18 protein-coding genes are annotated in these 14,121 nt (G+C 41.8%); 17 read left to right on the forward strand and 1 reads right to left on the reverse strand.

Annotated features, from left to right (window positions below; genetic code table 11):
• Positions 1-9: 9 nt before the first annotated feature.
• From EV202_RS13105 to EV202_RS13140, 8 genes are read left to right on the forward strand one after another with little or no spacing between them, the layout of a single operon-like run.
• Positions 10-252, forward strand: a complete 243-nt coding sequence (locus EV202_RS13105) for a hypothetical protein (protein WP_131927368.1) — start codon at positions 10-12, stop codon at positions 250-252.
• Positions 221-652, forward strand: coding sequence for a hypothetical protein (locus EV202_RS15305; RefSeq protein WP_234878299.1), 432 nt, complete (start codon positions 221-223; stop codon positions 650-652). The genes EV202_RS13105 and EV202_RS15305 overlap by 32 nt, the downstream gene beginning before the upstream one ends.
• A complete protein-coding gene (locus EV202_RS13115) occupies positions 649-1,410 on the forward strand; it encodes a PRTRC system ThiF family protein (protein WP_131927369.1) in 762 nt (253 codons plus the stop codon). The genes EV202_RS15305 and EV202_RS13115 overlap by 4 nt, the downstream gene beginning before the upstream one ends.
• Positions 1,411-1,414: 4 nt before the next feature.
• On the forward strand, positions 1,415-2,188 hold the full coding sequence (locus tag EV202_RS13120) for a hypothetical protein (RefSeq protein WP_131927370.1): 774 nt from the start codon (positions 1,415-1,417) through the stop codon (positions 2,186-2,188).
• Positions 2,166-2,717, forward strand: coding sequence for a DUF6633 family protein (locus EV202_RS13125; protein ID WP_131927371.1), 552 nt, complete (start codon positions 2,166-2,168; stop codon positions 2,715-2,717). The genes EV202_RS13120 and EV202_RS13125 overlap by 23 nt, the downstream gene beginning before the upstream one ends.
• The gene (locus EV202_RS13130; protein WP_131927385.1) at positions 2,707-3,270 is read left to right on the forward strand and encodes a hypothetical protein; all 564 of its coding nucleotides are present in this window, start codon (positions 2,707-2,709) and stop codon (positions 3,268-3,270) included. Before EV202_RS13125 ends, EV202_RS13130 begins: the two co-directional genes overlap by 11 nt.
• Positions 3,271-3,283: 13 nt before the next feature.
• A complete protein-coding gene (locus EV202_RS15180; protein ID WP_207903449.1) occupies positions 3,284-4,057 on the forward strand; it encodes a ParB N-terminal domain-containing protein in 774 nt (257 codons plus the stop codon).
• Positions 4,044-4,895: a GREB1-related protein gene (locus tag EV202_RS13140; protein WP_131927372.1), complete on the forward strand. Its 852-nt coding sequence runs from the start codon at positions 4,044-4,046 to the stop codon at positions 4,893-4,895. The genes EV202_RS15180 and EV202_RS13140 overlap by 14 nt, the downstream gene beginning before the upstream one ends.
• 90 nt (positions 4,896-4,985) lie before the next feature.
• On the opposite strand, the gene EV202_RS13145 is transcribed toward EV202_RS13140, so the two are convergent.
• The gene (locus tag EV202_RS13145; protein WP_131927373.1) at positions 4,986-5,546 is read right to left on the reverse strand and encodes a hypothetical protein; all 561 of its coding nucleotides are present in this window, start codon (positions 5,544-5,546) and stop codon (positions 4,986-4,988) included.
• 196 nt (positions 5,547-5,742) lie between these two features.
• Between EV202_RS13145 and EV202_RS13150 the strand changes: the two genes are divergently transcribed.
• The 9 genes from EV202_RS13150 to EV202_RS13190 all read left to right on the forward strand — a co-directional run bounded on the left by EV202_RS13150 (position 5,743) and on the right by EV202_RS13190 (position 14,024).
• A complete protein-coding gene (locus tag EV202_RS13150) occupies positions 5,743-6,453 on the forward strand; it encodes an Ig-like domain-containing protein (protein ID WP_131927374.1) in 711 nt (236 codons plus the stop codon).
• 231 nt (positions 6,454-6,684) lie between these two features.
• The gene (locus EV202_RS13155) at positions 6,685-7,476 is read left to right on the forward strand and encodes a phage antirepressor (protein ID WP_165899434.1); all 792 of its coding nucleotides are present in this window, start codon (positions 6,685-6,687) and stop codon (positions 7,474-7,476) included.
• Positions 7,473-7,661, forward strand: a complete 189-nt coding sequence (locus tag EV202_RS13160) for a hypothetical protein (protein ID WP_131927376.1) — start codon at positions 7,473-7,475, stop codon at positions 7,659-7,661. The genes EV202_RS13155 and EV202_RS13160 overlap by 4 nt, the downstream gene beginning before the upstream one ends.
• Positions 7,658-7,915 carry a hypothetical protein gene (locus EV202_RS13165; protein WP_131927377.1) on the forward strand — a complete coding sequence of 86 codons (258 nt, stop codon included), beginning with the start codon at positions 7,658-7,660 and terminating at the stop codon, positions 7,913-7,915. Before EV202_RS13160 ends, EV202_RS13165 begins: the two co-directional genes overlap by 4 nt.
• A gap of 115 nt (positions 7,916-8,030) precedes the next feature.
• Entirely contained in the window at positions 8,031-8,528 is a 498-nt protein-coding gene (locus tag EV202_RS13170; RefSeq protein WP_131927378.1) for a phBC6A51 family helix-turn-helix protein, read from the forward strand.
• Complete coding sequence (terL, locus tag EV202_RS13175) at positions 8,515-9,954, forward strand: phage terminase large subunit (protein ID WP_131927379.1); 1,440 nt, start codon at positions 8,515-8,517, stop codon at positions 9,952-9,954. Before EV202_RS13170 ends, terL begins: the two co-directional genes overlap by 14 nt.
• 56 nt (positions 9,955-10,010) lie before the next feature.
• Positions 10,011-11,477: a phage portal protein gene (locus EV202_RS13180; protein WP_131927380.1), complete on the forward strand. Its 1,467-nt coding sequence runs from the start codon at positions 10,011-10,013 to the stop codon at positions 11,475-11,477.
• Entirely contained in the window at positions 11,474-13,066 is a 1,593-nt protein-coding gene (locus EV202_RS13185) for a hypothetical protein (protein ID WP_131927381.1), read from the forward strand. The genes EV202_RS13180 and EV202_RS13185 overlap by 4 nt, the downstream gene beginning before the upstream one ends.
• Before the next feature lie 277 nt (positions 13,067-13,343).
• Positions 13,344-14,024 (forward strand): hypothetical protein, encoded by a 681-nt coding sequence (locus EV202_RS13190; RefSeq protein WP_131927382.1) that lies wholly within the window; start codon positions 13,344-13,346, stop codon positions 14,022-14,024.
• Positions 14,025-14,121: the final 97 nt, after the last annotated feature.

Here is a 14,121-nt window from a genome sequence, read left to right on the forward strand (position 1 = left end):
AAAAGAGTTATGGCAGTATTTGAAGAAACAGCATACGGAATACAGTGCGATGTATGCGGAGATATATATAAAAATGAGCACTCCGGTTTTTCTCTATGGGTTGATAAAAATTCGGCTAAGGAAGAAGCGCAAGAAGACTATTGGCTAATTGAAGATGGCAAATGCTATTGCCCGAAATGTTTTGAAATTGACGAAGACGATAATGTTACGATAAAGAATAATGAAAACAAACATACCAATAAAAGCCGGTGATTATATAGAAATCACAGAAATTAAACACCCTAATGCTAAAATGAATGTTGGGGAGGTTTTGAAAGTTGTTTCTGCGTGGCACAGAAATATTTATCGCGGACAGGACATTGTAGATACATGGTTTTTCAGAGCAAAGCGTAATAGCAACAAACACTCCGATGTTTACAGTGGGAGTACTTATGACTGGAAAATAGTGGATAAAGCCAAACTACGTGTAGAATGCGGTAAAAAGCCTGCACGTTCAGAAATAGATTGGGAGCAGCGAAGATATGAGATTGCAAAAGATGTGTTGGCAGCTTCATTTGCAACACCAATGGAAGGTGTCAGCATACAATCATACACTCGGAGCTGTGTACAGATAGCAGATATATTAATTGAAGAATTAAAAAAAATAAGATGAAACGAGTACACTTCACCCATAAATACCTACTATCCCCTACCCACCCTATTACGGTTAATCTGATAGGGTGCGGCGGCACCGGCTCGATGGTACTGTCATGTCTTGGGCGGATAGATTGCTCTTTGCGTGCTCTGGGGCATCCGGGTTTACATGTTACGGCATTCGACCCCGACGAAGTAAGCGAAGCCAATATCGGTAGACAGCTATTCAGTGTGTCGGATGAAGGGCTTAACAAAGCGGATGTTTTAATCACCCGTATGAATAGGTTCTTTGCATCCGATTGGGAGGCTGTACCTGAACGGTTCTCCGGTCTGTATTCATACGCAAATATAACAATATCATGCGTAGACAATATAAAGTCTCGTATTGAGATTGGAGAGATATTACGTTCGGATGTAAACCAGTATGACGATAGAGATAAATTGTATTGGCTTGACTTCGGTAACTCGACAGATAGAGGACAGGTTGTTCTTGGAACAGTACAAGAGATGAAACAGCCGAAGTCTGAGAAGTACGAAACGGTTAGCCGATTAAGATGCGTTGATGAGATGTTTGACCTCTCGCAGCTGAATGATGAAGATTCGGGACCGAGCTGCTCACTTGCTGAGGCTTTAGGAAAGCAGGATTTATTCATCAACTCAACGCTTGCGCAGCATGGTTCACATCTGCTTTGGAAGCTGTTTACCGACGCTTATATAGAGTGCCAAGGATTGTATCTGAATCTATCCTCTATGAACGTGAATCCGATAAAGCTATAGTATAATGACCTATATAGACTTAATAAACCGTTTTTGGAAGATACATCGAATTGAGTGTTTTAGCACATCCGAAATAGCTTTATACTTTCATCTGTTAGATGAGTGTAATCTTCGTGGATGGCCGAATAAATTTGAGTATCCCAACAGTAGAATCGTCCTCGCAATCGGCATAGCAGAAAAGACCGTAATTGCTTGCAGGTGTAGATTACAGCAGAAGGGTGTATTAGAGTTTGAAGCAGGGAAAAGGCGTTCGCAATCTCCAATTTATTACTTACCTGAGGTAAGTAAAGAGGTAAGTAAAGAGGTAAGTAAAGAGGTAAGTAAAGAGGTAAGTAAAGAGGTAAGCCTTAATATAAAGACTAAGACTAAAGACTTAGAAGAAAAAAGAACTACTAACGTAGTTCCAAAAAATTCTGTCGCGGCTAAAGCCGCTACGCTCGAACAACGTACAAAAGTCTTTTACGATTCTTTGGTTCCCTTTGTTGAGGTTTACGGTAAGGAAATGATACGGGCCTTTTATAACTACTGGACCGAGCCGAATAAGTCTAAAACGAAAATGCGGTTTGAACTCGAGAAGACATGGGATGTTTCCCGTCGTCTTGTAACGTGGGCTAACCGAGAATCTATAAAAGTGAGAAACAATGGATATCAAGACAGATACGAACAAAAGCGGATTGATTCTGAGCAAAGAAAGGCTGAGTCATTGGCTAACCTCGACAACATCCGTGCAGCAGCGGAGAGACGTAGAAAGGAACTTGAAGCAGAGGGAATTATTTAGCTGCTATCCTGACCCAGCCTTGCTGCTTGTAGATTATAGCCCGGCCATACAGTCGAAGATTGTCAAAACAGGCCTTTCTTTCGCTGCTCTTGCAAAGAACGAGGCTATTCCTACGCTTGGCCTGTTAAGCGGCACATACGGTGAGGAAACTCCCTTGGAGTGGCTGAAAATACAGATCGGCAGCCTGAATGATTACGCCGAGCAGGGTCGTGGTATAACCGAAAACCAGTTGACGGAATTAACGTCGCTTGTACTGAATGAGTATTACTATCTCAACCTTGCAGAGGTGGCTAACTTCATTGCGCGTTTCAAGCTTGGTTACTATGGTGAGTTCTACGGTATCATTGGACCGATGAAGATCGCAAGTGCCATCAGGGAATATTTACGTGAGCGAAGGATTGATATTGAGCGGTACGAAAGGGAACAGGAACGAATTCAAAACGAGAAGAACCGTGAGGAATGGGCTAAAACATCTATTACTCATGAAGAATATTTACGCAGAAAGGAATTACGTAAAAATGGCAGATAGTGATATAAATAACTACATCTCGAAACGTTATGCCCGATGGCTTGATTATGCAGAATTTCATTGCGCACATGCCGGTATTTGGGGTGAAGCTTCTGATGTTCTGGATGAAGTTCTTTGCTCGCTTCTTGATAAAGATCCGTGTTTTCTTTCCCGTCTTCTCAATGCGAAGAAGAACGGATATACCGAACTTGACTTCTTTGTGTTGAGAATGATAAAACTGAATGTCACTTCTCCTACTTCTCCATACCGTAGCAAGTATAAACCGATACCCACGGATGAGAATGCAGACTATTCACGTCTTGATATTGAAGACATGGAAGATGATTCGGAAGATGTGGCTGGCGAGACTTTGCGGCGCATGAGGCTCGTTCGTGAGATATTTGAAGAGCTTGACCTCTCCCCGTTCGCCCGCAGTGTATTCCAGTATCGTTTCTTTGATGGTGGGGTATTCAGTGAGTGGCCTGGTGATGAAAGCTCGAAAGATCTGTATGATACATATAACGGAGTGCAAGAGCTTATAGCAAGGAAAATCAGCGGGGATATTCTATTTTAAGGCAAAAACAATTATGAAAGAGGAAATAAAATTTGACCCTAAAAACTTTCGTATCCATAACGACCGGAACAAGAGGGTTATTCGCAAGAGCCTTGAAGATTGCGGCGCCGGACGTTCTGTCCTCATGGATAAGGATAATTACTTGATAGCAGGTAATGGAGTATATGAACAGGCGCAAGAACTTGGGATTCCGGTCCGCATTATCGAGACTGATGGCAAAGAGCTTGTTGTGGTAAAGCGAAAAGATTTAGCTCTTGGAGACAATCGACGTAAGCTGCTTGCTCTTGCCGACAATCATGCTTCCGATACGTCTGAATTTGATATGGATTTGGTGATAGAGAACTTCTCGGAAGATGTATTACACGATTGGGAGTTTTCGGTAGATGATATTCAACTTGATGCTCCGGATGGCGATGCGAATAAGAATGAAAGCTTTTACACGAAGAAAATAGTCTCTCCCATATATACACCAACCGGAGAAAAGCCGAAATTGTCCGAACTATGTAATCTTGAACGTTACCATGAATTATTAAAACGCATAAGAGAATCCGGAGTAAGCTGTGATATAGAGGCATTCCTTGCCATTGCTGCATCACGGCATATAGTTTTTGATTACGGAAAGATAGCAGAGTTTTACGCTCATGCGGATAAGCAGTTGCAGGAGCTTATGGAAGATTCGGCCCTTGTGATCGTAGACTTCAATAAGGCGATAGAGCTTGGCTATGTCTGTTTGAAGGAAGAATTGTTGGATTCTTACATGGAGGACCACGCAGATGATGAGGAATAATTGTTTTGTGGCTCTAATATTGACGCACGGAAGGCCGGATAAGGTCTACACTGTTAAGACGTTGAGAAAGTGCGGATATACCGGTGATATTATCCTTGTTGTTGATAATGAAGATAGGACCGTCGATGAGTACAAGAAGAAGTATGACGATGTATATGTATTTGACAAAAAGGCTGTGGCTTCACAAATTGACGAAGGGGATAATTTTAACGACCGCCGGGCCATCATATATGCGAGAAATGCAGCTTTTGACATCGCAAAAGAACGGGGATATAGATACTTCATAGAACTTGATGATGATTATATGGAGTTCTCATACACGTATAACAGAGACGGGGAAATGAAGCAGAGAAGTATCTATAATCTCGACAGGGTTTTTGATGCGTTGGTCGACTTTAAGAATAGTACTGGTGCCATCACTGTAGCTCTTGCACAGAGGGGCGATTTTGTCGGCGGAAAGGGTAATAACATCGTGCGCGGTGAGATTCTTAAAAGAAAGGCTATGAATTCTTTCATATGTGACACCGAGAGACCATTCGAGTTCTTCGGAAAGATAAACGAGGATGTGAATACATATACCGTTCTTGGCGGAAGAGGAGAGTTGTTCTTCCAAGTGCCTCATGTGTCATTGAATCAAATGACTACACAACAATCTGACGGAGGTATGACGGATATATATCTTGATAGCGGTACTTATGTTAAGTCTTTCTATACAGTTATGTATGCGCCTTCATGCACGAAAATACGACCGATGGGAGCGGTATATTCAAGATTGCATCATAGCATAAATTGGAATAACGCTGTGCCTAAAATCATTCCGGAGAGTATAAAGAAATAAAAATAAACTTGTTCATGCTTGGTTAAAGTTTTATGGTTGATGTTTAGTTGAAAAAATAGCCAGAGTTTAGTGCTCCGGCTATTTAATTGACTATAAATGGGCTTTTAAATTATCCATTGATTGATTTAATAAAGATATTATCTCGATAATATTGTCGGATTTCATGAAATTTTGTGACCTGTTTGTATAACTTTTTGTCTGTATATATATCTTCCATGTTTTTTCTTTTTTTGTTGAGCTTAGAAATGCTCCAAGGCTAACCCCATCTTTAGTTTTATATTCACATTCAACGTAATTTTCTGGTATAGTTGTGATTATATTATCTTTGATGTAAGTTAACGATTTAATACAACCTGCTAACTCATCATAATCCAATGTACCGATATATGTGTCTGTTCCTAAAGAAGAATAATAAGAAGTTTCAATGCGAAGAGCACCGGTCTTTGTTCCAGCAGAAATATCTGTAATTACTATATTTTGAAAAGTAACACCAGCAACTTTTCCGATATCGTAAAAATCTTTTTTCAAAAGAACACCATCTTTCTTTAATAATTCTACTGCTTTACTTTTGGAAGCTTCTTCCTGTTTCTTTTCTTGAGCATTAGCCGATAAACAAAATAGTGTAATCAGCATAAATAACACTTTCTTCATAATTGTAATTTTTAAGATTAAACAATGTACAAAAGTAAGAAGCTGTTTTTATTTCGCAAAAAAAACAGTACGATAATTTTGTAGGTATATATTAAAAAGCCGTGGAATTGACATCTCAAATTTAGCCCAAAGTTGAATGGATAGATAAATTTTAGCTAACTTTGGCGAGATATTTTATTCCAAAACAAAAAATAGAATGAAAAAGACTTTATTTGTGATAATGGCGGTTGTTTTGCCATTGGTGTTTTCTGCATGTAGCAGTGGAGGGAACGAGATAGACACTTCAGATGTAATTACACTCAATAAGTCCGAAGTGGAATTACTGCATAATGAAACGTTTCAACTAAAAATTTCAGGGAATAATAATCGTCTTGTTTTTGAAGTTGAAAACGAGAATATTGCCAAAGTTGATGAGAATGGGCTTATTACCGGAAATGTAAAAGGTGAAACAAATGTGGTAGTAAAAGCAGGTAAATCATCAGCAAAATGCTCTGTAAAAGTAAACACGTCGGTAAACGATATAAGAGAACCTTATTTTTTGTTTGGAAAAGGTTACGATGAAGTAAACCGCATTGTGACGGCCGATAAAGAGCCTATTGTAGTTGGAAGTCTCGAACGCAAGCCTGGAAGAAGTATTTCGTTTAGGACTTCCGAAAATTATGTACAATATATATATGCCTATTTGTTTGATGATACAGAGAAACTTGATAAAATATCTATTATGATTGATTGTCGTAGGTATAAGACAGAGTATTACCGTTTGTTGGACTTTGCTTTGGAAAGATACTTTATTGTATCTCAACCCGGCACTATGAAATATAACTTGATGTCTATTGATAAGAAGATGATAGTTTCAACTGACCTAAAAACAGAGGTATTTTCTCTTATGTTTCGAGAAAATAATTAGAATAGTTTTGCAAGATAAAAAGAACTTGCTACATTTGCAATGTTCAAACATCATGAGAGCGATGTATAAGGCTCTCAAACAAAAGTTGAGGGCTATTTTTATATAGTCGCAGCAGAAAAGAAAATTATCTATTGGTGTCCGTACCCCTGTGTGTTAGCTGTAATGGCGCACAAAACAACTCTCGTGGTGTTTGAACAGCAGGAAAGGCGGGCACCTCTTATTTTTATAATTATGTTCAAAACCACGAAGACGCACATTCAGGCGTTCAACAGCGCACAATTCGGGGAGTTGCGCACCCATCAAGCACTAAACGGTATTATATGGTTTTGCCTTAACGATGTGATGAGATCGCTTGGTCTCACTCATGTTACTGAATTGAAAAAGAGGCTAAATGAAAAGGGGTGCAATACTATTGCAGTCCCTACAAATGGTGGCAAGCAACATGCGATTTTCATCGACGAGCCTAATCTTTATCGTTGTATTTTTCAATCTCGCAAGAAAGAAGCCGAGAAATTCCAGAGCTGGGTATTTGAAGAAGTTTTGCCTGCCATTCGTCAGTCTGGCGGCTACATCTCTACCCAACAAGAGGATACTCCCGAACTGATTATGGCAAGGGCGTTGCAAGTGGCGCAGACTACTATTGAACGTCACAAGCAGCAGCTTCAAATCGTGGAAGCCGAGCGCGACCACTATCAGGAAGAAGTAAAAGCCCTTGCCCCCAAAGCCGAGTACACCGACAATGTTCTTCAATCTACCAGTACCTACACGATGACGCAGGTAGCGAAAGAGCTTGGTTTCACTTGCGCGACCGCCCTCTGTTTCAAGTTAAAGACTATCGGCGTAATGTTCCGCCAGAGCGGGCAATGGATGCTTACGGCAAAATACTGCGGTAAGGACTTGACAAAGACGCGCACGCACCATTACACGCATTCCGACGGGCGTACCGGCTCTAACACTATCACGGTATTTACAGAGAAAGGTAGGATGTATTTACACTCATTGCAGGAAGGAGGTAGGCTATGAATAACGATAAAACTTCAATAGACAATTACTCCAACCCGGAGCAGCAGGCGGCATTCGATGCCGGTCGTGCCATCGGACGCACGGAGGGTATGATAATCTACCAGCAGCATATCATCAAGCAGATGACGGATGAGTGCGTGAAGCTTAGAACGAAATTGCAAGAACAGAAAGGAGGTAAGCTATGAGACCGAAACCGTATATTTTCAATAAGGAGCGCGAGGCAGCTATCGCGTTGATGAAAGACGTAAAGAATCTGCGTGACCGCATGGATGAGTTTTGCGAGTTGTGCGAGCACACCGACCTTGATGATTTGGAGTATGTCGAAAAGATAAAGCGGCATGAGGAATATATTTACAGCTTGCAGTCGGAACTTGGCAGGCTCGTGGGATATACCATAACGAGTGATATCCTGGAAGGGGAAGAGGTATCTATACCATAGTTGCTACTCTGTTTTGATCTGTTGATGGCGGGGATGCTCCTTTAATGGGGTGTCCTCGCTTTCGTTTTATGCGCTGAAAAGTGGCTTCCCTTTTATATTTTACGATAAAAAGCGTATGGCTCGTTATAATAAAGAAATAGTAGAGCGGATTTGCGCATTTATCCGTGAAGATAGCTACACGATTGAAGAGATATGCAGGAATGTAAATATTTCAAAGGATACGTATTATCGTTGGTTATCAGAGAAAGCGGACTTTTCGGACGCCGTTAAAAAGGCAAACGACGATTTCAATGCTTCGATGGTAGCAGAAGCTAAACGCTCTCTTGTGAAGCTCGTTAAAGGCTATACGGTACAGGAAAAGAAAACCGTCACCGCCGATACTGGAAAGAAAGATGAAAATGGAAAACCTATCGTAAAAGTAAAAGAACATACAGTCGTAGATAAACATTATCAGCCCAATGTTGCAGCCGTTATTTTCACGCTTACTAATAGAGATCCTGAAAACTGGAAGAATAAGCAGAATACGGAGCTATCCGGAGAGGTGGGAATAAAGAGTCAGCTTGAATCAATGACGGACGAGGAGTTGCAGAAAATTATAGATGGAGAGGAATAGGCGCGACATATTGTTACTTAAAGCTGAGGCGGCAACGATACTGCGTAAGCGAGAAGCCCGGAAAACATTCTGGGCTTTCTGCTTGTATATGGACCCTAAGTTTTTTGCAAAACGGCTGTTCCTTAAAAAGGTGGCCGATGCTTATCAGCGCGTACATGAAAAGTATTCCGATGGGCTTTCTTGGAGCCTTGCAGTCAGCATGCCACCTCGCGCCGGTAAGTCGTATATCTCTTCTCTATTTATCGCATGGATGCTCGGGCACTTTCCGGAGGAGAGTGTGATGCGTAACTGTTGTTCCGATACCCTGTATAACAAGTTATCATACGATGCGCGTAATATCATCCGCTCGTGTCGATTCTCGGAGATATTTCCGGATGCAAAGCTAAGCCAAGACAAACAGAATGTAAAGGGTTGGAGTCTTACAGCGGCTCGCCAAGTGAGTTATTTCGGAGCAGGTGTTGGTGGTACGGTTATCGGATTCGGTGCGTCTATGCTCGCTATGACTGATGACTTATATAAGTCATTGGAAGATGCTCTTTCAGATACCAACAACGAAAAGGTTTGGAGTTGGAAGCAGGGTACGCACGATTCACGTTTGGAAAAGAATTGTTGCCGCATCGATATTGGTACTCGTTGGTCATCTTCGGATGTGCTCGGACGTATGGAAGAGGCTGGGAAATACGATGAGATTATACGTATCGCCGCCCTTGATGAAAACGATGAGTCGTTCTGTGAGGATGTGCACACGACGGAGTATTACCGCGAGTTGAGGCTTGAAACGGATGACAGTATATGGTGTGCGGAGTACATGCAGGAGCCTATTGAGGCTATCGGTCTACTGTTCCCCAAATCGGAACTAATGTACTTTAAGTTCGATGAGCTTAAGGGCAAGACGCCAGACGGGAATATTGGTGCTTGTGACGTTGCCGACAAAGGAAACGATGACTTGTGCGCCCCGTTCGCGGATGTGTACGGTGATCGCCTGTTCATTACAGATGTTGTCTTCACGAAGGATGCGGTAGAGATTACAGAGCCTCGCGTAGCACAGGCAGTCATTGATAATAAGTGCGACCAGATGCGCATTGAAGCGAACAACGGTGGGCGCATCTTCGCTATCAATGTGCGAAAGACTGTGAAAGGGCGTAACAGTAAGTGCGAGATACAGGCACGGCACACAACACAGAATAAAGAGACTCGTATATTGATGCGTGCAGGATGGATAAAGAAGCACTGTGTGTTCCTTGCTCCAACGGAATATAAGAAAGGCTCTGACTATGACCGTTTCATGAAATCTCTTACCAAGTACAAGAAAGAGGGTGGGAATGAACATGACGATGCGCCTGACGGTATGACCATTCTTGCAGAGTTTGCGGAGTCGATCGGAATGAAGACTAAGACCGTAAAGCGAAAGGTTGGGCGCGGATAGTAATTTGCTGCATCGTTATAAAACGCACGCTTGGATATATTTTAAGAGAAAAATATATGCCGAGTATTCAGGAGATTTTAGCAAAAGACGATTTTAGTGCCATCGTCAGCGATTTATGTAAAGACACGAGAGAGAATCGCTATCCTCGTGAGTATATGGAAGAGTATAACGGTGACCGAACACGCCGCCCGGATTCAGTAGGATTCAGGCAGCCGAAGACTATTGCCGTATATTCCGATACACTAACCGATAAGGAGGGTAACCCTGTCCGATTAGAGGATAAAACCATTCAAGTTGCAAAGGTTGTTACTAATATCCCGAAGCGTATTGTACGTACCGCTGTAGCGTTCATGTTCGGCGGGGAGATGACTCTGTCTGCGGAAGATCCTAACGAAGGGTTCGATGAGTTCAAGAAAGTTTTCGTCCGCAAGCTCAAGATGCAATCCATACTTCGCAAGTTTGCCCGTAAGGTACTGTCAGAGACGAAAGCGGCTATCGTTTTCTATCCGATAATAAAGCATGAAAAGGACATTTCAGGTAATGCCAAAAAGGTTTCTGTTCTTAAATGTAAGATACTATCTACTCCTAAGAGCTTGAATGAAACGTGTGAGTTCTATCCGCATTTCGATGAAGGCGATGATATGGACGGATTCATTCATAAGTACAATGCGGATGTTGACGGTTCTAATTGCGAATGTATCACTATCTATACTGCCGAAACAATCTATACTGCCGTGAAGTATAACGGAGTATGGAATATCAGTAAAAAGCCTAACCTGTTTAAGAAGATTCCAGTTGTATATGCCGAAGTAGATGAACCCGAATGGGATTGTATCGCCAATCCTATGGATAAATACGAGATGCGTCTCTCTCGTGTGTCCGATACGAACGATTATTTTTCGGAACCGATATTGAAAACGTATGGTCTTGCCAATCTACCAAGCAAAGAAACGGTAGGTAAAGAATTGAACTTCTCAATGGAGATAGACCCCGATACGGGTACGGCGTATCATGGCGATGCTGATTATCTCGCATGGCAACAGTCTATCGATTCCATTAAAGAAGAGCTTGATCGTCTAAAGAGCGAGATAGATTCCGGATCGTCCACTCCAGACCTATCGTTTAATAATCTTCAGGGTATCGGCAATCTTAGCGGTGTGGCCCGTAAGTTTATGACTATTGAGGCTACAGTTAAGGCAAGCGAAAATATGGAAATATTCGGCCCCGTCGTGCAACGTGCGGTTGCTATCATACAGGCCGGTATGATTAATATTTCGCACACTAAATATGCCTCGCAGCTTGAAGATAACTATATCGATGTAGAGTTTGGCACTGTTCTTCCTGAAGACGTTGCCGAAGAATTGAAGAATCTTGAAACAGCCTCACAGTTCAACTCAATGGAAACAATCATCAAAAACTCACCATATACGGATAACGTGCAGGAAGAGCTTGCGAGAAAGAAGCAGGACAAGAAAGATGAGGCTGCTAATAACCTTATGCCCGGACTAACATTCAATGAATGATGAAAACCTATACACTCGCTTTTCATGACCGGCAGCATATACAGCGGATATTAATGCAGCAGAATGCTGTCGGTTTGGCTTTCAATCAATTTATCGCCACTGTCTCACCTCATCTTCGTAAATGGACCGACCGTGGAGGAGATAGTGTGTGGGTGCGCAATTCCTCTGTAGAGAAAGCTATTGACAAGGCTTTATTGATATTGCAGGCTTCCCTGTATCGGAATATTACCGAGTTTCAGGCTGATGCTTGGAAGGGGGCTAATATAAAGAATGATGATATGGTTTCCCGTTTCATAGACGGTATGGCTATTTCTTCGCTACGCAGGGATGGAATGTTCCGTCAAAACATGGAAGCGTTCAGGGGACTGCAAAAGGAGGTTGACGCAAACGGGTTGAATGTATCACAGAAGGTCTGGAAAATTACCGATCAGGCGAAAACCAACCTTGAGTTCTACCTTGATAGCGGTATATCCTCTGGGAGAAGCGCGTCAGGGATAAGCAGTGACATTCGTCAAATCTTGGATAAACCGGATAAGAGGTTTCGCCGTATACGTGACGAGAACGGGAAGTTGCAATTATCTAAGCCCATGGAAGAGTATCATCCTGGTTCAGGCGTATATCGTTCTTCCCGCATGAACGCTTTGCGTCTTGCCGCCACAACTACGAACGTGGCGTATAGGAAAGCAGACTATGAACGTTGGCAGAATCTTGATTTTATCCTTGGTATAGAGATAAGCCGTTCCCCGTCTAATCATGGCCCGTGCAAGATATGCGACGCTATGGTAGGTAAATACCCTAAGGGGTTTCAGTTCTTGGGTTTCCATCCGTTTTGTATCTGCATCGCTACTCCTATACTCCAGAAACCGGAAGATTTTGCTGACTTTTTGCTCGATGATGAAATACCGAAAGAGCAACTTGTTACCGATATACCTGCTGATGCTCGTAAGTTCATGCTTGATAATGAGTATATGCAGAAATCGTATGCTTTTAGGGATAATGTGGAATGGTTTACTAATTCTAAAGTTGAGGAGCCTGTAACAAAATATATTGATGATAAAACAAAGAAACTATACGAAGCTATCGAAAAGACAGAGAGCGAAATCCGGATGAATAAAAAATTTGAAACAGGTGTAGCCTATAATAGAAATGGTGATATCGTGATAGACAAAAGAGGTGCAGCATATAGCGTTGAGTTTACAAAGGATGAATGCGAAAGAATGAAAGATTGCATTTTAACCCATAATCATCCGAGAGGGTGGGGATATCCAGAAAATTCACTTGGCAGGATAGGTAATTCGTTCAGCACGGCAGATATTAACTTTGCCGTTAGAAACGATTTATCAGAAATGCGTGCCGTCACTCCAATGTATACGTTTGTTATGAAGCGTCCAGATGAAGGGTGGGGGGATTGTGACAAAGTAATGGCGATTATAAACGAGGAGAATAAAAAGCTCCATGAAGAATTCGGAAAGAGGATTGATGAAGGCACTTTGACTACGAGTCAAGCGAATGCCACACATTTTCATATACTTTGGAAAAGGGTGAGCGAAAAACTCGGTTGGATGTATTCAAAGGCTAAAACCGGTTAGGCCTCTTCAAACACTGTTTCTCCTCTTTGTCCTGGTAATACACTGTCATGGTTTTCTTCTCCGGAAAGAATGTTGTCGGGTATTTCATCAGGGAACGCATTGCAAGTACAGCTATCCAAATTAAAATGTACACACTTTGGGCATTGGGAGGCGTACAAATTCAGAAACTCATGTCTATCATTTATTCTATCCATATAGCAAAAATACTTATTTATCTATTGTAAAATATAAATATGAAGAAAAAATCGTACTCACTTATATTTTAAAGGAAAAAGTTATGAAGATTTTAGCAATTATCAAAGCCGCTCTGAAAAAGGCGGGGATACCCGAAAAATATGCGGGTAAAGTTCAAAAGTTATTCAATATTGAAAGTGAAGAAAACCTTGAGACATACATTGCGCTGTTCGAGGAGAATATTCTTCCCGATATTGAAGAGGCTGAAGGTAGTGCAAAGACTGCTGCTGAAGCTGCTGCAAAAAAAGCTATCGAAGATTACGAGAAGCAGTATAATCTGAAAGATGGCAAAGTCATTGAACAGAAGAAGCCGGAAGAAACAAATACGGATGATTTGTCACCGGCGGTAAAAGCTCTTATTGAAGCCCAAGGCAAGCAGATTTCAGAGCTTACCGGAGTGGTGAACAAGCTTGCAAACTCTGTTACTACATCGCAGAAACAGTCATCCGCTGTCGCCCTTTTTAAAGAAGCTAAGCTACCGGAAAAGTGGCTATCCCGTATAGATGTCAACTCGGATAAGTCTGTAGATGAACAGATTAAAGAATTGCAGGAAGAATGGGCTGAACTCCGTCAGAGTGTCATTGATGACCAAGTGGAAACCGGTAACTATCGCCCTAATCAGTACGTATCGAAAGAAAGAACAGAGAAAGAGTGGGCCGATTTCATGAATGGAGACAAAGAAATAAGCAAGGACGCGAGCGTTGCAAGCCTCGGCTTGGATTAATGTTTAATGCGAATCAGTAGTTGGTCTCTGATTCTTGTTTTAAAAAATTAGATAAATGAATGCGATGGCAATTTTTCCCATCGTATGTACTAAAAGT

Source organism: Prevotella heparinolytica (assembly GCF_004342845.1).
Lineage (GTDB): Bacteria > Bacteroidota > Bacteroidia > Bacteroidales > Bacteroidaceae > Bacteroides > Bacteroides heparinolyticus.